This is a genomic window from Hyphomicrobium sp., assembly GCF_036833075.1.
Taxonomy (GTDB): Bacteria; Pseudomonadota; Alphaproteobacteria; order Rhizobiales; family Hyphomicrobiaceae; genus Hyphomicrobium_C.
In genome coordinates, this window is sequence record NZ_DAITQL010000080.1 from 1 (window position 1) to 18,763 (window position 18,763).

The following is an 18,763-nucleotide window of genomic DNA, read 5'->3' on the forward strand; positions in this document are numbered from 1 at the left end:
GCCACTACGAGAACGGCCAGCTCTCCACGACCGAGCGCTGGACCGCGATCCTGACCATCGTGATCCAGACGCCGCGCAACGCCGACACGCTGCGAAAGAACCCCCTAGGAATCTACGTCAACGCCATCAACTGGTCACGGGAGCTTGGGCAATGAAACCGTCTTTCCGTAAAGCCGGAAGCCCGGCTTCACACATCTTCGTATTCACACGTTCACGCCGCGGCGTATTGCCGATCGTGCTTCTTGCGACGACGGCCCTCGCCGGCTGCGCCACCACCAATCCGCCCCCCGAAATCTCCTACGACAATGCGGTGCCCGCCGTGCAGACCGTCGAACCGCCCGCACCGGTCAGAGTCGTCGAGCTTCCCAAGCCTCTGCCTCTGCCCGGCCAGATGAAGCCCGTCGAGGAATCGCGGCGCACGTCCGAGCCTGCCGATCCCGCAGCACGGGTCAACCAGGCAAACGCGGCTGCCCGGGTGCAGCCGGTGCGCAACGGCTTCATCAATTCGATGCAGGTCTATCCGTTTACGCAGGGCGCGCTCTATCAGGTCTATACCGCTGTCGGTCAGATCACCGACGTCGCGCTCCAGCCCGGCGAGCAGCTCGTCGGCTCCGGTCCGGTCGCCGCTGGCGACACGGTGCGCTGGATCATCGGCGATACGCTGAGTGGCTCCGGCGCCACCCAGCAGGTCCACATTCTGGTCAAGCCGACGCGGCCGGAGCTGATGACCAACCTGATCATCAACACCAACCTGCGTACTTATCACATGGAGCTGCGATCGACCGAGCGCACCTATATGGCGTCCGTCTCCTGGCAATATCCGCAGGACCAGCTCATCGCTCTGAGGCGACAAAACAGCGAGGCGCAAGCCGCACAACCGGTGGCGAGTGGCGTCGACCTCGCGAACGTCAATTTCCGCTACGCCATCGAGGGAGATCGGGCGCCATGGCGTCCGCTGCGCGCATTCGACGACGGTCGCCAGGTCTTCATTGAGTTCCCGCGCGGAATCGGTCAGGGCGAGATGCCGCCGCTGTTCGTTGTTGGGCCCGAGGGCAACACCTCCGAGCTCGTAAACTTCCGTGTGCGCGGCCACCACATTATCGTCGATCGCCTGTTCGCGGCTGCTGAGCTGCGCTTCGGATCCGGTGAGCGCCAGAAACGCGTCCGCATCGTCCGTACCGATGGGAGGCCTGCGTCGTGAGCGACACCGATCCCCGCGAAGAGGAAGGGCCGGAGAAAAGGGAAGGGCGGGAGGAAGAAGCCCAGCCGTTGACGGGCGAGCCACTCAGCCCGGCCGCGATGCGGCTGCGCGCGGAACCTCCGCGGGTCACGCGGCTGTCCCGCAAGGTCCTGGCGAGCCTCGGCCTGGTCGCGAGCGTGGCGATCGGCGGAGCGTTGGTCTATGCGCTCCAAACGCGCAACAGCGGCCGCGCGCCAGAGGAGCTCTATTCCACTGACAACCGTCCAACCGCGGACGGCATTGCCAGCCTGCCGCGAGACTATAGCGGCGTGCCTCAGCTCGGGCCGCCACTCCCGGGCGACCTCGGGCGCCCGATACTCGGCGCACAGCAACGCGGTCAGCCCGTGCCGGCCACCGGTGTCTCGGCGCCAACCCCGGGGGTCAGCCCAGAAGAGCAACGACGCCTCCAAGAACTGGAAGCGGCGAGGACCGCGCGCCTCTTCACCACCACGGGAAACCGCCCGCCGGCTTCCGTCGCACCCGCGTCGACGGACACTGCAGCGCTGCCCGTGCCGAATCTGAACAACCTCGGTCTTGCGCCGCAGCCGGCGACTCCCACGGCCCAAGACCGCCAAAATGCCTTTCTCAATGCGGCGGTCGATCGCAAGACGGTCTCGCCGGATCGCGTAGCCGCGCCGGCGTCGCCTTATGTCCTTCAGGCCGGCGCCGTCATCTCAGCCGCGCTCATCACGGGCATTCGTTCCGATCTCCCCGGACAGATCACCGCCCAAGTCACCGAGAACATCTATGACAGCCCGACAGGGCGCATCCTTCTCGTGCCACAGGGAACGCGCGTTATCGGTCAGTACGACAACAATGTGCAGTTTGGGCAGAGCCGCGTTCTGCTCGTCTGGAATCGTCTGATCTTCCCGAACGGCCACTCGATCGTACTCGAGCGGCAGCCGGGAGCCGATGCCGAAGGCTACGCCGGCCTGCAGGACGGCGTCGACTATCACTGGTGGGATCTCGCCAAGGCCGCGGGGCTTTCCACGCTCCTTAGCATTGGCTCGGAACTTGCCGTTGACGATGATGATCGTTTGCTTCGCGCCATCCGCAACGGCGGCCAGGACACGATCAACGATGCTGGCCAACAGATCGTCCGCCGACAGCTGAACGTTGCACCGACGCTCACCATCCGTCCCGGATTTCCTGTGCGGGTGATCGTGACGCGCGACCTTGTCTTGGAACCCTATGGAGCATCCTGATGACGAAGTTGAAGCTCGGCACGATCGTTGATGAAAAGCCTGTGAAGGTCACTGTCGAGCTTCCAGCTTCTCTCCATCGCGATCTGGCCGCTTATGCGGAGATCCTCGGTCGCGATACGCAGCAACCCGTCACTGATCCGACGAAGCTCATCGCGCCAATGCTCGAGCGGTTTATGGCGACCGATCGAGCGTTTCGAAAAGCGCTCCGTGGGAATCAATAGGTGTTGGCTGCGTCGAGGACCGGGGCCAGCTCACTTCGAAATCAGTCCGGGGGCCATGATGGCGTTTGACTTGCGCGACATGTCTCTCGCCAGGCTTAAGAGCCGTCGCAGGGCGGGGTTGTCATTCTTTGGCAGCCAGATCGCACTGAATGGAAGCACCGCGCCAGCCAACGGCCGATAGATAACCCCTGGGAACTGCGAGCCGATTGTCGCTTCGCTCTGCAATGTCAGACCTTGCCCCATTGCAACAAGGTTCAACAGATTGTCCCTGCCGACCGCGTGCCGTTCGACACTCGGATGATGTCCGAGATCTGAGAGATGCTTCACGAGATAATCATGAATTTCTGGACCTGGGTCGTTCTCACTGACGATGAATCGCCGATCTCGTAAGTCGTCCCATGTGACCTCGGTCTGCGCGGCGTATTCATGTTTCTCGGGGATCGCGACCAGCACGCGTTCATTCCATAGATGCACAATATCGCACCCCTCGGCCGTCGGTCTTCCCGTGAGGAATGCGACGTCGAGCTGATGATGCTGGATCGCCGCTATATGCGCGGCCGGACCGCCCTCAACGAATTCGGGGCGGACGTCTCCATTGTTGTCAACGAAGGCGTGAAACAGCTGCGTCAGGAAGCCCGTAGCGAGTGAAGTGAATATGCCGATGCGGACCCTGCCGGTCTCTCCTCGACCGGATGACGCGGCGTCGATAGCGGCATAGTTGATTTGATTCAGCGCCCTCCGCGCCCGCGCGATGAAGAGCTGTCCCGCATGTGTAAGCCTGACACCATTGCTGCTGCGGACAAACAGCGCAGCGCCGATTTCGTCCTCCAGATCGCGAATGCGCCGGCTGATGGCTGATTCCTGGACGCCAATTGCTATCGCGGCTTTTCGGAAACTTCCATGGTCTGCCGCCGCGATGACATAGCGCAGATGCCGCAACCCAAAAGCCCGCAGTCTGTCACGCCGCGATATGGCCATGGGCCTAGCACATGGACGAAGGCCGATACTCCGTGCGGATCAGAAATCCATCCAGATAGGCGGCAGCCAGTGTTGCGAATGTTTTGCACTCGAAGGGCGCTACCCACATTAACAATGCGAAGCGCCGCAAGGTCATACGGCACGCAAAAGGTGCCGCACGATCGGCGGCGCACTTCGAATATGGAAAGCGTTGAGCGTCGCCTGGTCGAGTCGGTCAACGCCGTCTACGGGAATCCCCTGGGGCGAGGGCGTGCGCGCAACTTGAGCCTTCAGCATCTGCATCGCGTCGGCGAGGTTGGGCACCCCATCCCAACGCTGCTCCATATTGCGTCTGAGGCCGCCACGGATGACGTGAATATCGCTGGCGATCAAGCCGGGGATCCTTCCCTTGCGTCGAACTTCGCACTCACGCGGCCGCATCCGCACGGATGCGGCTCAAATGATTAGTGAAGCGTTGCTTCGCGCGCGAGCAGTATTTGAGCGAGATTAGTCCGGCGCGAATGCAGTTTGAGAGGCGTTCGCAATCTGGCGATTATTCCTGCTCAGAATGACAGTGAGCTCCCGAACCCTGGTTCCAAGCAGGACAAGCTGAACGGAGCAAATAGCAGAGAAGCCGCCCAATTTCGGTGCGCTGTGGGAAGCTGCCTACGGATGCGCGCAGGCGATCAAGGTTGGCGATACCATCTATGTGCCGGGCTAGGTCAGCCACTATGACAACGGCAACCTCATTGCGCCCGCGGGTCTCGGCGAGTCCGGTAATCGGCGGATGTTTCGATGGTGGAGCAGCAGATGCGGGCGGCTTACGACAATGCCATCAAGTTCCGTTCGCGCTTCCGCGCGACGCTAACAACGTCGTGGAGGAGACGCCCTACGTCCCGGATGTGGGCACGGCGTTTGCTGTTGCAGGCAAGGTGCGCATGGAAACCGACGGCACCCTGCGCCCTCAGCTCGCGAGCAATCTGATCGGCGCCACCAGACTGGCCCATCCTGAATTTCTCATCGAGATCGCCTTCAAGGCTGTTCTGTCTTGAACAATAGCGAATCCGAATTGGACTTCGTCGCAGCCGAGTGACGCGAACTCGTCCCACGAAGCCCCTCGACGAGGTCTTTATGCTTGCTCATCGCCGCGACAAAGTGTGTCATAAACGCGTATATCCGACCTGATTTTCGGATGTCCGGGTGGGTCAGCAGCCATAACTCGCCACTGAGCTCAGGCTCGATCGGCCCAACGCGTACGAGATCTGGTGATAGATCACCAAGCATACAAGGCAAAAAGCCCACGCCCAGACCGGCGGCGACCGCTGCTGCGGCGCCAGCCACCGAATCCGTCCGGTAGGCAATATTGTCATTGTTCACGCGGTTCTCGACAAAGCGGAAGGCTTTGAGGTCGGACAGCTTTCCACTGTAAGAGACCCATGGCCGTTCGCAGAGCACACCTGTGTCGCGCGCGGGCGCAAGGCCGTTGGAACGGCTGACGTAGGCGGCCCAAGCAATATTTGCGACTTTCCTGCCAAAGAGATTTTCGGGCGGCTTGTCGGTCGCTCTGATCGCGATGTCCGATTCCCCTCGCGCCAGGTTCAACGGGCTGTTTCCCACGATCACCTCAACCCTGATCGAGGGGTGGTCCGCCTTGAAGTCGGCAATCATCGGCGTCAGAAAATGCAGGAGGAGGGAATCGCTTGTCGCGATGCGGAGGTCGCCAACAGAGCCTTGAACATGACCAGAGACGCGACGGGCAACGCTCACGACGTCTAGCTCGACGCGCTCGGCGAGTGCGATCAATTCCTCACCTGCGGCGGTGGTCACATATCCCGTTCGGCGACGGTCGAAGAGGGTTACGCCCAGCGTCTCCTCCACCTTGGACAATCGCCGCGCGATGGTCGTACTGTTGACGCCCAAGATGTCGGCCGCAGCGGCTAGGCCTCCATTCGTGCCGACCGCGCGTATGATGCGAAGATCGTCCCAGGAAAGCTTTTCGATAGGATCGCTCATAGTGCTCATTCATTAATTCATTGGCCCTCGCGGGCCGTCGACGACCCGCAAATGAGAAATGTCGTGACGCACATGGATCAGCTCTTGATCCTGTCATCGCAAGACTGCCGAGCGCGGCAAGCCACCGCCTCGATCTGCGCGGCAAGAGCTCCGGCGATGCGATCGGCACAGCGACGCGAAAATCGCTCCAATCGGATTGCAAAAAGCGACTGGACCTGTGGCACGGCCCCGTCGCCTATTTGCGATTGATGCTTTCGATCAGCGCGCGCTGTTCGCCGAGAGTAGCCGACGGCGCGTGAAACCAAGCTTCGCCTTGGATCGTGCGTTGAACGCCGGAGACTGTGAGCGTGTCCGCCACACTCAGAACCTTTGGACGTCCCCTGAATCTAATGTGGCACCACCGCGATCACGTCGATCTCCACCAACATGCCTTTCAGCGCGAGCGCCGGGACGGGGATCAACGTCCAGGCGGGCTTTGTCTCGCCCCATACGCGGTCGAACTCCTTGCGAACCGCGTCGAACTTCTCCTCGCTGTGATCGACGATGAGCAGATTGAACTTGGCCACGTCCGACATGCGCGCACCGGCAGCGGCGAGCACGGTCTCGGTATTGTCGAGTGCCTGGCGAAGCTGCTCGGCAAAGCTCGAGGGCAATTCCCCTTTAGCGTTTTCGCCGCCCTGTCCGGCCGGAAAGATCATGCGCCATCCTGCCGGAAACACGGCAAGGTGAGAGTAGGAATTGGGGCGAGGGTCGTAGAGGCCCGGCGGGTTGATGAATTTGAGCGAGTCAACGGGCTCAATACGAGGTGTTGTCGTCATAATAGGATCTCCTTTCGTGAATTGGTGCAGGGCGAACCCTGCGGCTCGTCGGCTAGATCAATCGTGTCCCGCAGTCTGCGATACGCGCATGTCTCGCGTGTACCGGGGCCCGTGCGCGTTGTTCGCCCAGAGCAGCCGACGCGGCGTGAAACCAAGCGTCGCCTTGGCTCGAAAGTTGGAGGCCCCGGTCAGGCTCGTGTGGTAGTAGACCGCTTCCTCGCCGGCGACCGCCAGCGCGTCCGCCACACTCATTCGAGGCGGCACGGGCGCGTCGACCCAACGGGCGAACGCCGGCATCCATTCGGACACGGGCAGCGGATCATCGTCGACAATGTTGTACGTTCCGGGTTCGGCCGTCACCGCCGCCACGGTCGCGGCTACCGCGTCGTCTATATGGACGAACGACCACACCGCCGCACCATCACCGATGATCGTCGCCTTGCCGTTGCGAAGCTGTTCCGCGATCGCGCCGTCCGGACGATACCAGGTGCCCGGCCCGTAGAAGAATCCGTAGCGCAGCACGACACCCTGTAGCGCCGTTGAGCCTAAGACCTGGTCTTCATAGGCGCCCATCGTGCGCGTGCTCTCACCGATCGGGCCAGGCGCATTGTAGCGAAGTCGAGCCGTCTCGTTCGCGACCTGCCCCACGGGAGCGTCAAGATAGAAACCACGCGATTGCAGAATATAGCGACCAACGCCCAATTCCTCCGCCGCGGCGAAGAGATTGCCGCCGCCCTCTTTATGGAGCCGCGTGTCGTTTGGTATGGACTTGATGAGGTCGGCAGGATCTGCGGGCAGCATGGTAAGCTGGTCGATCACCACATCCGGCGCAGCGGCTGCGATCGCATCGCGCACCGACTTTGGGTCGAACGCATCGGCGGTAGATGCTGAAGCACCGACTTCACGCAGCCGATCGACACCTGGCCCAGTGCGTGTCATGCCCGTGACGTCGTGACCAAGGGTGAGCAGCGCGCGTACCAAGGGAAGGCCCACCGCACCGGTAGCGCCAGCAACAAAGATTTTCATGGCAGAAACTCCTTCGAGGTTGGAGCGCTACCGGGACTGGAGCGCCTCGCTAGTTCCTGGTGGCCGCCTGGGGCGTATTACGGAAGCTGATCGCCATGCGGTTGTAGGCGTTCATCAGGCTGATCGCGATCGTGAGGTCGACCAGCTCCTTCTCGCCGAAGACCGCGCGTGCCGCCTGGTATGCGTCGTCCGGCACACCGGTCTGGGCCACACGCGTCACCGTCTCGGCCCAGGCCAGGGCGGCGCGCTCGGTGTCGCTGAAGAGGTTGCCGCCTTCTTCCCACGCCTGAACCAGAGCGAGCTTCTCGATCGGCACGCCCTTCTTCGCGAGGTCGCGTGTGTGCATGTCCAGGCAATAGGCGCAGTTGTTGATCTGCGACACGCGCAGATAGACAAGCTCCACCAGCTCGGCCGGCAGTCCGCTCTGCATGACATAGCCATACACGCCGCCGAGCGCCTTGGCGCCGTTCGGCGCGATCTGGTTATAGTCGAGTCGTTTGGTCACCTTTCTCTTCCTTCAGGTCATTTGACAGGCGTGGTCAGCGCTTTGTCATCGGTGTCGATGACGAAGACGGCGAGCAGCTTCGCCGGCTCAGTCTTGCTCACATTGCGGCTGATCGGATGGCTCGCGTTCGGCGGTTCGAACCAGCTTTCGCCTGCGCGATAGATGCGCGTTTCGCCGTCATTCACCTTCGACTCGATCGCGCCCGAAATCACATAGGCGTAGATGAAAGCCGACTTCGCGTGGGTGTGGGGCGCGGACGCCGCGCCGGGCTCATAATCGACTTCCAGGACAATCAGCGACTTGCCCGGGATATTGGGCATGGCTGCCTCGAAGTTCTTCGTGACCGTGTCCGCTTTAATGTCATGGGCGGCGACAGGGCCGGCCATCGACAAGGCAATGGCGACGGACGTCGCGGTGATGACGGTGCTGATCTTCATGGGTATCTCCTTCACTGAAGTTCGCGGATGAACGCTGTGGTCGCTATCCGCGCGGTGCCCGTGCCGCGTTGGAGTCGACGCTGGCGTGCGTCGACTCCTTTTCGAGCGTCACCGATGTGTGCGGAAACGCATGGCATCAGGCATGAACTCCTTGTCGGGAAACGGCGCCTCGTTCGAACCGAACGGCATCTGCGCGCGAAGTCTCCACGAGGACGGAACGTCCCAGGTAGCCGCGACCTTCGCATCCACGATCGGATTGTAGTGCTGAAGGCTGGCGCCGATGTTTTTGTTCGCGAGCATGGTCCACACCACATACTGCGCCATGCCGCCGGACTGTTCGGACCAGTCGGGAAAGTGCTCGGCGAAGATCGGCCATTCTTTCTGGAGATCCTGTACCGTCTGCTGGTCTTCGAAGAACAGGATCGTGCCGACGCCGGCAGCGAAGCTGCTGATCTTGGTCATCGAGCCTTCCAGCATGTCCGGCGCAACGAGAGGGCGGACCTCGTCTTTCACGATGTTCCAGAACTTCTGGCTTTCGTCCCCGAAGAGGATGATTGCGCGCGAGCTTTGCGAGTTGAACGGGGACGGTGAATTGCGGATCCCATCGCGGATCAACTGGTCGATCGCGTCTTCCGTGAGATTGAGATTGCGGCCGAGCGCATATTGCGTACGGCGCTTTGTCAGGAGTTCGAGCATATATTCCCTCTTTCAGGTTCAATCGTATTGACCAGACGCTCGGCGTGCGGATGCGCCGAACGTCTCGGCGGCGGTTCGAGAGAGCGCTCGACAGCACTCTTTCAAAGTCTTCAGAGACCGAGAGCTTTCGCCACGCCTGCTCCGTAGGCGGGATCGGCTTTGGTGCAGTTTTCGATGTGACGCCGCGGGGGACATTTCCGATTTATCTGTCATTTGCTGCATCCTTCGCTGAAGCCGTTCCATCCAATCCAATGATGGCGCTTAAAGCGATCTGTGGAAGTGATATTGTTTGCATCAGACTGATCTAACGGATCGATCATGTTAGATGCGCTGACCCTGGATCAGGGTGGTCAAGCGCTCCGCAAGCCGGAGCACCGGGCGCGCGACTATCCCCGCCGTCTCATTTCAGATCGGCCAAGCTGATCCGAGAATGATCGAGCAGAAGTTGCCCCGAACGAAGTGATCGGGATCCTTGAGCGCCAGGACGTCGGCCTTGACGTTGCCGAAGGTTGTCTCGGGCTTCTTGATGATGCCCTGCGCGAAGTGATCGATGATCCCTTCCTTGAAGTTTCGCTCGCGGGGATGGTGAGCACAGACGTGATCGCGCTGCTCGTGCGTGAAGTCGTGATAGGCGATGCCGAGCACGTCCATTTCGACACCGGCGGTGACCAGTGCGATCGTCGGGCGCATATGTTCGGGAACGCCCGGCGTGGTGTGGAGCGCGATTGAGGTCCAGACGTCCTCGATGTCGCGCTCGTTGACGCCGTAGCTCTTCATGAAGTCCCGAGCTGCGTTGGCGCCGTCCACCTCAAAGCGCAGGTCCGGGCTCGAATACTTCTCGGTCAGACCCATGTCATGGAACATCGCACCGAGATAGAGCAGTTCGGGATCATACCTGAGCCCGCGCCGATCGCCGGTGAGAGCGCCCCAGAAGAAGACGCGGCGGCTGTGGTTGAAAAGCAGGTCGTCCTCGGTGTCGCGAACCAATTGAGTCGCGGCGCGGGCAATGGCGCTATCGGGCACCCGGACCCCGGCAATGATATCGGACATCGTGTTACTCCTCTTAGGCAAGGCACCGCCGATGCGTGAATCAGCACGCCTCAGGCCTGCAGTGTTTCGAGCGGGATCGCGCCGACGAGGGGATTGCAGCGGGATACGGCACGATCCCTATTTTCCGTTTTACCGGATGCCCCGCTGGCCACAATCAAACCGAAACAGCGAATCAAGACAGCCGCACCCGAAATCAAGCCAGGAAGGGCCCCGAAGCTAGAACCCCACCAGCACGACAACGCTCAAAAATTGACGATTTTCCAAGCCTTTCCGCTCCTCACGTTCTCCCACGGCGGTAGTCATAACTCGGACTCTGTGTGTCTTGGTAGGCTTGCGCAGCATAACGCGGACACGTATAGTCTGAGTTATGACATACCTCGGAACCAGTCACGAATACGGCCTGCATTGCCTGCTCTGGCTCGTTGAGCCGTGCGCGCAGCCTTTGAGCAGCCGCGATCTCGCCGCGCTGCAGGGCGTGCCGTTCGCGTATCTCGCCAAAATCTTCGCCAAGCTCGAGAAGGCTGGCATCGTCAGCGCCAATGACGGCATCCGCGGCGGCTATCGGCTCGCACGCGACCCCGACGAGATCTCAGTCCTCGACGTCGTCGAGGCGATCGACGGCAAGCAGCCGCTGTTCGAGTGCCAGGGCATCCGAAGCCGCTGCGCCGTCTTCGGCGACAGCGCACCGGCCTGGTCGACCGACGGCGTCTGCGCCGTCCACGCCGTCATGCTGCGCGCCGAGGCACGCATGCGAGAGGAGTTGGCCAGCGCCAGCATCGGCGAACTCGCGCGCATCCTGGATCGGAAGGTGCCGCTGACTTTCCCAGGCGAGGTCGGCGACTGGATCGCCAAACGCCATCGCGAGCGAACCGCCCACTACGGCCGCCGGTCGCGCGCCAGCGAGCGCCCGGCCGATGCCCTGGGACACCCGAATTCCTGGCCGGCGCACAGCATCGAAGCGCCGCCCGGGGATGTGATGACTGACGACAACAGAGGAGAACTGAAATGACACAGCGGATTTTGGTGATAGGTGCCGGCTTTGCCGGCATGTGGAGCGCGCTCGGCGCGGTGCGATTGCTCGACGAGCACGGCAAGACCGACGACGTCGAGGTGGCGCTGATTGCTCCGAAGCCGGAGCTCCACGTCCGGCCGCGTCTCTACGAGGTCAACGCGGGCACGATGCGCGCGCCGCTCCTCGAGATCTTCGAGAATGTCGGCGTCCGCTTCATCCAGGGCTGGGTCGATCGGATCCGCACCGATGCGCACGAGGTCGACGTGGTCGACGAAGCCGGCGCCAAGTCGACGATCGGCTATGATCGCCTGGTGCTCGCCACGGGCAGCAAGCTCTTCCGGCCCGAGATCCCTGGCCTTCTCGAACACAGCTTCAGCGTCGACCAGCTCGACGAGGCGGCCGAACTCGAGCAGCACATCAAGAACCTTGCCAAGCTGCCCGCGAGCGTCGCGCGCAACACGGTGGTCGTCGCCGGCGGCGGCTTCACCGGGATCGAGACGGCCGCCGAGATGCCGGACCGCCTTCGCGAGGCGCTGGGCGAGGACACCAAGGTCCGCGTCATCATCGTCGAGCGCGCGCCCGACATCGGCCCTGACCTCGGGCCTGGCCCGCGGCCGGTCATTCTGAAGGCGCTGACCGATCTGGAAGTCGAGTGGAAGCTCGGCGCGGGCGTCACCTCCGTCGATGCGGATGGTGTCATCACCGAGTCCGGCGAGCGGATCGAGGCCAAGACGGTCATCTGGACTGCCGGCATGCGGGCGAGCCCGCTGACGGCGCAGATCGACGCGCCCCGCGACAATTTCGGCCGCCTGCACGTCGATCGGAACCTGTTCGTGCCGGGCTCCGAGCGCATCTTCGCGACCGGCGATGTCGCCTACGCCGCGACCGATGACGAGGGCAACTACGCCGCCATGTCGTGCCAGCACGCCATGAACCTCGGCCGCTCAGCAGGCCACAATGTGGCCGCCTCGCTGCTGGGGGTGGAGCCGATCCCCTACAGCCAGCCCAAATACGTTACCTGCCTCGACCTTGGCCCCTGGGGCGCGGTCTACACCGAGGGCTGGCACCGCGAGGTGATGCTCGAAGGCGCTGAGGCCAAGGCGCTCAAGACGCGGATCAACACCGAGTGGATCTACCCGCCGAGCTCGGATCGCGCCGAGGCGCTCGAGGCGGCCGACCCGCGCCGCATCGTCGTCGCCTGACCGACATCACACAACTGAGGAGAGAAAGATGAAACACCTTTGGAAACTCGCGGCGACGATCATCGGACCGATCGCCCTGACCACCGTAGCGGCGTCGGCTGTAATTGCTCAAGAGGCGGGCCAACCGGCTCATGCGCACGAACAGGCCGCTCCGCGCGAGACGATCACGACGGCCTTCAATCGCCCGATCCCGAACATTCCGGGAAAGAGCATCGTCGGCCTGATCGTGAGCTATCCGCCGGGCGGCAAGACGCCGGCGCACATCCACCCCAAGTCGGCCTTCGTGAACGGCTTCGTGGTCTCGGGCGCGATCCGCAGCAAGGTCGATGACGGCGAGACGAAGGTGTTCAAGGCCGGCGAGAGCTGGTCTGAGCGCCCCGGTGCCCACCACCCGATCAGCGACAATGCCAGCGAGACCGAGCCGGCCACGCTGCTCGCGATCTTCGTGGTCGACACCAACGACAAGGATCTCGTGACCCTCGTCGATAAGTGATCCTCGGCCGCGCGGGCTCGATCCGTCTTGCCCGCGCCGCCGCAGGCGCAGCGTCCCCGGTTCGGGGGACGCGGTTTCCATTCTTAAGGTGCTGGAAAGGAATAAAGCCATGAGCCGGAAACCATTGGAGATCGTGCAACAGCTGATCGACAACATCACGAACGCAGATGTGATTCGGGAGCTGATTGCCCCCGACGCGGTCTATGTCTCGCTGAACTTCGACCATCCCGAGCTGAAGACGCTCCTTCCCTGGACGGGAACCACCCAAGGCCCTCGCGCAGTCGACGCGATCATCGACACGTTCGACCGCATCTTCCAATACTGGAACGTCGAGGAACTCGAAGTGACGGACATCTTCGGCGAGCGCGAGCATGTCGCGGTGTTCGGGAAGTTCACCTATCGCTCCGCCACGCTCGGCAAGGCCGCGACATCGCCTTTCGCCATCCATGCGAAGGTGGTCGACGAGAAGATTATCTACCTCCAGTGCATGGAGGACACCTACGCGACCGCCTCGACCTTCCGCGTGCGCGGCTCGTGGTACGTCCATTCCGACCCCGAAGGTAAGGGGTTCGATTTTGGCACCAACTGAAACCGTGCCGCACGGCACGAATCCCTTCATGCCGTGCAACGCCGGATCGCAGTACAGCGGCGCCGAATGTCCCGACATTCCATGAGCGGGGCTTTGCCCCGGGCGCGTGGGCACGGCTGGAATAGCTGTCGCCCCCGACGAGGAGGCTCGCCGAAATCAACATAAGCGCAGGAGCGAACCGTGCTTGCCGACAAAGACAGAATTTTCACCAACCTCTACGGTTTTCAGGACTGGCGGTTGCCGGCTGCTCGCGCCCGAGGTGACTGGTCAACTACCGCAGCATTGCTCGCGCAAGGCCCGGAATGGATCATCGACCAGGTCAAAGCGTCTGGCCTGCGCGGACGTGGGGGCGCGGGCTTTTCAACTGGCCTCAAATGGAGCTTCATGCCCAAACAGAGCCCCGACGGGCGACCGAGCTTCCTCGTCGTCAATGGCGACGAAGCCGAGATCGGCTCGTGCAAGGACCGCGAGATTATGCGGCACGATCCTCACAAGTTGATCGAAGGTACGCTCATCGCGGGGTACGCGATACGCGCGCGCGCGGCATATATCTACATTCGTGGCGAATATTGCCGTCCGGCGGAAACGGTCGAGGCGGCAATCGCCGAAGCCTATGACGCCGGCTTGCTCGGCAACGATTCATGTGGCTCAGGCTATCCATTCGACATCTACGTACATCGCGGTGCCGGCGCCTACATCGCCGGCGAGGAAACTGGGATGCTCGAAAGCCTCGAGGGAAAGAAGGCGCTCCCGCGCATCAAGCCGCCATTTCCGGCCAATGTCGGCCTTTACGGATGTCCCACCACCGTCAACAACATCGAATCGCTCGCCGTCGTGCCGACTATCCTGCGACGCGGGGCGGCGTGGTTCCGCAGCTTTGGTCGCGAGAATAACTCCGGCACCAGGCTCTTCCAGATCTCGGGCCATGTCGAACGGGCCTGCGTCGTCGAGGAAGCAATGAGCATCCCGTTCCGCGAGTTGATCGAAACGCATTGCGGGGGCGTTCGCGGCGGCTGGGACAATCTCCTCGCCGTCATTCCGGGAGGCGCCTCGATGCAGATGGTGCCTGCCGCGCAGATCATCGACGCGCCGATGGATTTCGACGGTATGAAGGCGCTTGGCTCGGGAGCCGGCACCGCGGCGATCATGGTGATGGACAAATCGACCGACATCGTCCGCGTGATTGCCCGTATCGCCCGCTTCTTCAAGCATGAGAGCTGCGGCCAGTGCACGCCTTGCCGCGAGGGCACCGGCTGGATGTGGCGTGTCATGGAGCGCCTTTGCACCGGAGACGCCGAGCCGAGCGAGATCGACCTGCTTGACGCCGTTTCGCGCCAGATCGAAGGGCATACAATTTGCGCATTGGGCGACGCTGCAGCCTGGCCGATCCAGGCGCTAATTCGGCATTTTCGTCCTGAGCTTGAGAGGCGCATAGCGCAACGACAAACAGCCTGATGCGTGCTTCCAAGGGAAAGCAGCTCCAAAAGGCACCGCCTCGCACCGCATTCCGCGCGCTACCCGCAATGATCGTCGAGGCGGCGCAGGTCATACAGCGCGCAGAAAATGACGCGCAACCGGGGGCATCGCCCACATCTATTTTCTCGTCGGGGTTCATTCGCGGCTCAGCGTCGCCCTCAACTGGCTGTGGATATACCTGCGTGGTCAGCGCAGCGCGCGGCTGATCACCCAGGGCAAGCATCGCACGTCTGTCGATCGATCGGAGACGGATGCGCCACCCGCGCGGGCAAACCTGCGTGGTCTGCCGATCAGGAATCAAGCTGCCGAGCTTCCTTGGCATGAGCGATCCCGGCTAGCCGCGCCTGGCTCCGCTGATCCACCCGACCGGCGAGCCAGTTGCGGATCTCGCCCGCAAAGCCAGCCGGGGCTTTCTGGCCCACGGCCTGCGCGATATCTGCCAGGGTCGTCTGGCGCAGTTCCTCGCGCATCACCTGCTCGGCCCGCAACATCACCGCATGGATCGCACAGACGCCCTTGGTCGACCAGCGCGGAGCCTTGTCACCGAACACGGCACAGCGGCCACGAATTTCCTGGCATTCGAAGAGCGGCTTCTTGCCGTCGATAGCCTCGATCACCTCCAGCACGGTGATCTTGTCGGCGCGCTTCGCCAGCTTATAGCCGCCGGTCAGACCCTCCTGCGCCGCGACGATCCCGCTCTTTTCGAGTTTCGGGAAGATCTTAGCGACGTAGGATGGGGAAATCCCCTGCAGCTCGGCAAGCTCGCGGACGCTCGCGCGTCCCGTTTCCGGGTCCACCAACCATAAGAGGCAGTGCAAACCATATTCGACGCCGGTACCGATGTGAGCCATAACAAGGATTTTAAGGGTCCGAGTTGCCTCGGGCAAGCCCCCAAGAAGGTGGCAAGGCCTTGGTCCTCGAACAGAGTCGTCCTTCAGCGATCAGCTTCGTCCTGATTTCCCGGATCTGCGCCTGATGGCGCGCGACACATCCGCGCAATAATGGCCCGGCGCGTCTTTGGCGGCGTAGCCGGACGTGAACACCAAGGCTGCTTTCTTGCCGTTCAGATCGACCAATGCCGTCGGTAAGCGAGTCCTCGACGGACGCAAACCAGCGTTCGATGCCACCATTCAGGGGATTGTGCCCGCGGTCCTGATAGTGGGATCTGTGGGCTCTGCACCATACGAAGTTGGGACCGATTAGGAAGACTGCAAATCTGCGTCGCCGCTAAGCGCCGCCATCAGCCATGTACTCGTCGAGCGGCAGCGTTTCCCGACTGACCCTAAAGTCGGGCCACTCCCTCATCGCCTCCGGGCCGACCAAGTCACTCAACAGATCCGCGCCGATCCGAACGAAGCCGTGATCGTTCAACTCGCAAGTGACGTGATCGGGCATCTCCAACGGGCTCACGCGGCGAGCCAGGATATGTCGCGATACGGTAGGCTCTCATCTCCCGCAGAGGCGCGCGAGGGCGTCTCCGAAGACCCGTGCCGCCGGCCCAAGCGGCTCATCGATCCGATGCACAAGATAGACTTCCATCGGGAGTTGGCTGTCTCTCCCAAGCGAGGCCGTCGGTAAGCGAACGAGCCGCCCCTCCGCCAGATCCCGCTCCACCTGCCATTCTGGTAATCGGCCCCAGCCGAGTCCTGCCAGAATCAGCGCATGCTTGGCGTCCTGGCTGCTGACACGGCATGTCTGCGGCGACAGCACCCCGAAGTCTCGCCCCTCGGAACGTTGCGAAGGATCCGACAGGACGATTTGCAGATGGTCAGCAAGATCAGGACTGGCGACAGTGACGCGCCCGGCGTTGAGGCCAAGAGGATGTTCGGCGGCGACCACTGCGATCATTTGGACTTCGGCCAAGGCACGCCGGCTGATCGCCGGATCGGGAAAAATCTCACCGGCCATGATGCCCAGCGTGAAACGCCGATTGATCAGTCCTTCCAGCGGACCACCAAGCGGCGACACAGCAAGCCTGATGGCCACCGAGGGATAAACGGTCCTCATCTCTCTTAGCGCACCACCGACAGTCGCAAGCGGAAACAGCACGTCGACAATCAGCGACAATTCCAACTCGACGCCTTCCCCCATGCCGCGCGCGCGGGCGCGCATGGCGTCGACGCGCAGTAGGACATCGCGTGCATTGCTGAGAAGTGCTTGCCCCTCCGGTGTCAACACCGGCCGGTGGCCGGTACGATCGAACAGGGAAACCCCCAGTTCGGCTTCCAGATTTGCGATGGCGTGACTTACCGCCGACTGGACGCGCGAAAGGCGTGTCGCACCTGACCGGAAGCTTCCGCTTTCAGCAACGACCACGAACGTCCGCACTTGGTCGAGGGTCAGGGCATCTATCATGATCGATTCCTTAGATCGGTTCGATCCAAACGATATCACTTCCGTAGATCAATTAAAGCACCCATTTCTCCGAGGCCAGCGGGAGCAGTAGCCGCGTGTGAGGCTCCGAGCCGAAGGAGAAATCGAATGGCGAATGTTCTCGTGCTTTACGGGCACATCGAGACGATGGCGTCGGCCATTGGCGAAGGTGCACGCGAGGCGGGCACAAACTGATGTCCGCGCTTGTCACCGTCGCGCAATACAGAACCAACTGGCTCGCGGTAACCACTGTCGTCGCGGCCGGCATGGTTGCTGCGATGCAGGTTGGCAAGGTGTTGATCGCCAGCCCCTTGCTGCAGGCCGACCTCAGCCTCGACCTCGCTGACCTCGGCTGGCTCACCTCTGTTTTTGCGATCATTGGCGTTGTCGGTGGCATGCCCGCTGGCGCGATGGTCACGAGAATAGGCGATCGCCGATTGCTCTGTGCCGGGATGGCGATCCTGATCCTTGGAATCCTGGTCGGTGCCGCGAGCGAGTGGTTTGCGCTGCTCATCGCATCTCGCTTTCTCGAGGGGTTCGGCTTCGTGCTTGTGGTGGTGGCCGGCCCGGCTGTCCTCATGCGCATCGTATCGTCAAGGCAGCGTGACGTCGTCTTTGCGCTTTGGAGCTGCTTCATGCCCGCGGGCATGGCGCTCGCGCTGCTCACGGGCCCGCTCGTTTCGAGCTGGCAGGCAATCTGGTGGATGAACGGAGTCGTCGCGCTGATCAGCCTACTGTTGATCACCGCGACTGTACCGCCGTCACAGACCAAGACTTACGACATCGAGGGCAACTTCGGTGAGGACGTCGCCCTCACGGTGAGAAGCCGTGGGCCAGTGTTACTCTTCGTCATCTTCGCCCTCTACAACCTGATGATGTTCACGCTCTTCAGCTTTTTGCCGATCCTGCTCGTCGAGCGCCTGAACATCTCGCTCGGAGCGGCTGGCATCCTTAGCGCCCTCATCACGCTCGCCAATGTCGCAGGCAATATAACGGCCGGCAGTTTGTTGTCTCGGGGCTTTAGCCACGGCCGCCTGGTCATTATCGCCGCTCTACTGATGGGAGCCTCCGGGGCGTGGGTCTTCCTCGTCCAATCTGACGAGACGACGACCGTCGCGCTTTGCGTCCTATTCTCGGCAATTGGCGGGCTGATCCCCGCGACGCTGATCTCGTCCGTTCCAATCCTTTCACCACGTCCAAGGCTGGCGCCGATGACGATGGGCCTGCTCATGCAAGGGAGCAATCTTGGGCAGCTTATCGGCCCTGTCGCCGTTGGATCCGCGATCGAAGCCTACGGCTGGACGTCGGGAGCCACATTCCTGGGCGTCAGTGCCATTGCCTGCACCCTCCTGGCCCCGATGCTCGAAGGCACCCTTCGAGCCAAGTCCGGCCAGCGGGCGGCAATCCTGCAAAATCGCATCTAGAGTTAGAGGAGCTTCACCAATGCAAT

The 18,763-nt window shown here is 62.2% G+C and carries 23 protein-coding genes and 1 pseudogene; 11 read left to right on the plus strand and 13 right to left on the minus strand.

Annotated features, from left to right (window positions below; genetic code table 11):
• The 4 genes from V7082_RS17775 to V7082_RS17790 all read left to right on the plus strand — a co-directional run.
• The coding region (locus V7082_RS17775; RefSeq protein ID WP_334150727.1) for a VirB8/TrbF family protein at positions 1–155 on the plus strand (155 nt) is incomplete at its 5' end.
• Entirely contained in the window at positions 152–1,201 is a 1,050-nt protein-coding gene (gene trbG / locus V7082_RS17780) for a P-type conjugative transfer protein TrbG (protein ID WP_334150691.1), read from the plus strand. The genes V7082_RS17775 and trbG, both read left to right, overlap by 4 nt.
• On the plus strand, positions 1,198–2,445 hold the full coding sequence (locus V7082_RS17785) for a TrbI/VirB10 family protein (RefSeq protein ID WP_334150693.1): 1,248 nt from the start codon (positions 1,198–1,200) through the stop codon (positions 2,443–2,445). Before trbG ends, V7082_RS17785 begins: the two co-directional genes overlap by 4 nt.
• Positions 2,445–2,666 carry a DUF2274 domain-containing protein gene (locus V7082_RS17790; RefSeq protein ID WP_334150694.1) on the plus strand — a complete coding sequence of 74 codons (222 nt, stop codon included), beginning with the start codon at positions 2,445–2,447 and terminating at the stop codon, positions 2,664–2,666. The genes V7082_RS17785 and V7082_RS17790 overlap by 1 nt, the downstream gene beginning before the upstream one ends.
• A 30-nt stretch (positions 2,667–2,696) precedes the next feature.
• Here the strand turns inward: V7082_RS17790 and V7082_RS17795 are convergent, their stop codons facing one another.
• The gene (locus V7082_RS17795) at positions 2,697–3,644 is read right to left on the minus strand and encodes a LysR family transcriptional regulator (protein ID WP_334150696.1); all 948 of its coding nucleotides are present in this window, start codon (positions 3,642–3,644) and stop codon (positions 2,697–2,699) included.
• A 132-nt stretch (positions 3,645–3,776) separates the two neighbouring features.
• Positions 3,777–4,016, minus strand: a complete 240-nt coding sequence (locus V7082_RS21605) for a hypothetical protein (protein ID WP_442909817.1) — start codon at positions 4,014–4,016, stop codon at positions 3,777–3,779.
• Between the two features lie 338 nt (positions 4,017–4,354).
• On the opposite strand from V7082_RS21605, the gene V7082_RS17805 reads away from it, so the two are divergent.
• Entirely contained in the window at positions 4,355–4,675 is a 321-nt protein-coding gene (locus V7082_RS17805) for a hypothetical protein (RefSeq protein ID WP_334150698.1), read from the plus strand.
• On the opposite strand, the gene V7082_RS17810 is transcribed toward V7082_RS17805, so the two are convergent.
• The 7 genes from V7082_RS17810 to V7082_RS17840 form a co-directional block, all read right to left on the minus strand.
• Positions 4,656–5,636, minus strand: coding sequence for a LysR family transcriptional regulator (locus tag V7082_RS17810; RefSeq protein ID WP_334150699.1), 981 nt, complete (start codon positions 5,634–5,636; stop codon positions 4,656–4,658). The two genes, V7082_RS17805 and V7082_RS17810, sit on opposite strands and share 20 nt — an antisense overlap.
• A 386-nt stretch (positions 5,637–6,022) precedes the next feature.
• On the minus strand, positions 6,023–6,454 hold the full coding sequence (locus tag V7082_RS17815; protein WP_334150701.1) for a RidA family protein: 432 nt from the start codon (positions 6,452–6,454) through the stop codon (positions 6,023–6,025).
• Between the two features lie 57 nt (positions 6,455–6,511).
• On the minus strand, positions 6,512–7,480 hold the full coding sequence (locus V7082_RS17820) for an NAD-dependent epimerase/dehydratase family protein (RefSeq protein WP_334150703.1): 969 nt from the start codon (positions 7,478–7,480) through the stop codon (positions 6,512–6,514).
• Between the two features lie 49 nt (positions 7,481–7,529).
• Positions 7,530–7,985: a carboxymuconolactone decarboxylase family protein gene (locus V7082_RS17825; protein WP_334150705.1), complete on the minus strand. Its 456-nt coding sequence runs from the start codon at positions 7,983–7,985 to the stop codon at positions 7,530–7,532.
• A gap of 17 nt (positions 7,986–8,002) precedes the next feature.
• Positions 8,003–8,422 (minus strand): cupin domain-containing protein, encoded by a 420-nt coding sequence (locus tag V7082_RS17830; protein WP_334150706.1) that lies wholly within the window; start codon positions 8,420–8,422, stop codon positions 8,003–8,005.
• A 108-nt stretch (positions 8,423–8,530) separates the two neighbouring features.
• Positions 8,531–9,118 carry a nitroreductase family protein gene (locus V7082_RS17835; RefSeq protein WP_334150708.1) on the minus strand — a complete coding sequence of 196 codons (588 nt, stop codon included), beginning with the start codon at positions 9,116–9,118 and terminating at the stop codon, positions 8,531–8,533.
• A 405-nt stretch (positions 9,119–9,523) separates the two neighbouring features.
• On the minus strand, positions 9,524–10,168 hold the full coding sequence (locus V7082_RS17840) for an HD domain-containing protein (RefSeq protein ID WP_334150710.1): 645 nt from the start codon (positions 10,166–10,168) through the stop codon (positions 9,524–9,526).
• A gap of 367 nt (positions 10,169–10,535) precedes the next feature.
• Here V7082_RS17840 and V7082_RS17845 point away from each other — a divergent pair, with 367 nt between their 5' ends.
• From V7082_RS17845 to nuoF, 5 genes are all read left to right on the plus strand, one after another.
• Positions 10,536–11,177, plus strand: a complete 642-nt coding sequence (locus V7082_RS17845; RefSeq protein WP_334150711.1) for an RrF2 family transcriptional regulator — start codon at positions 10,536–10,538, stop codon at positions 11,175–11,177.
• On the plus strand, positions 11,174–12,382 hold the full coding sequence (locus tag V7082_RS17850) for an NAD(P)/FAD-dependent oxidoreductase (RefSeq protein WP_334150713.1): 1,209 nt from the start codon (positions 11,174–11,176) through the stop codon (positions 12,380–12,382). The genes V7082_RS17845 and V7082_RS17850 overlap by 4 nt, the downstream gene beginning before the upstream one ends.
• A 28-nt stretch (positions 12,383–12,410) precedes the next feature.
• Complete coding sequence (locus tag V7082_RS17855; RefSeq protein WP_334150715.1) at positions 12,411–12,875, plus strand: cupin domain-containing protein; 465 nt, start codon at positions 12,411–12,413, stop codon at positions 12,873–12,875.
• A 109-nt stretch (positions 12,876–12,984) separates the two neighbouring features.
• A complete protein-coding gene (locus V7082_RS17860) occupies positions 12,985–13,464 on the plus strand; it encodes a nuclear transport factor 2 family protein (protein ID WP_334150717.1) in 480 nt (159 codons plus the stop codon).
• A 180-nt stretch (positions 13,465–13,644) separates the two neighbouring features.
• Positions 13,645–14,919 carry an NADH-quinone oxidoreductase subunit NuoF gene (nuoF, locus tag V7082_RS17865; protein WP_334150718.1) on the plus strand — a complete coding sequence of 425 codons (1,275 nt, stop codon included), beginning with the start codon at positions 13,645–13,647 and terminating at the stop codon, positions 14,917–14,919.
• A gap of 311 nt (positions 14,920–15,230) precedes the next feature.
• Here the strand turns inward: nuoF and V7082_RS17870 are convergent, their stop codons facing one another.
• The 4 genes and pseudogenes from V7082_RS17870 to V7082_RS17880 form a co-directional block, all read right to left on the minus strand.
• The gene (locus V7082_RS17870; RefSeq protein WP_334150720.1) at positions 15,231–15,827 is read right to left on the minus strand and encodes an RrF2 family transcriptional regulator; all 597 of its coding nucleotides are present in this window, start codon (positions 15,825–15,827) and stop codon (positions 15,231–15,233) included.
• A pseudogene (locus V7082_RS21610) lies at positions 15,802–16,155 on the minus strand (2OG-Fe dioxygenase family protein); the annotation flags it as partial. The pseudogene V7082_RS21610 and the gene V7082_RS17870, both read right to left, overlap by 26 nt.
• Positions 16,156–16,167: 12 nt before the next feature.
• Positions 16,168–16,335: a hypothetical protein gene (locus tag V7082_RS17875; protein ID WP_334150722.1), complete on the minus strand. Its 168-nt coding sequence runs from the start codon at positions 16,333–16,335 to the stop codon at positions 16,168–16,170.
• Positions 16,336–16,386: 51 nt separating this feature from the next.
• Positions 16,387–17,295, minus strand: coding sequence for a LysR family transcriptional regulator (locus tag V7082_RS17880; protein ID WP_334150723.1), 909 nt, complete (start codon positions 17,293–17,295; stop codon positions 16,387–16,389).
• Between the two features lie 212 nt (positions 17,296–17,507).
• Here V7082_RS17880 and V7082_RS17890 point away from each other — a divergent pair, with 212 nt between their 5' ends.
• Positions 17,508–18,737 (plus strand): MFS transporter, encoded by a 1,230-nt coding sequence (locus V7082_RS17890; RefSeq protein ID WP_334150725.1) that lies wholly within the window; start codon positions 17,508–17,510, stop codon positions 18,735–18,737.
• Positions 18,738–18,763: the final 26 nt, after the last annotated feature.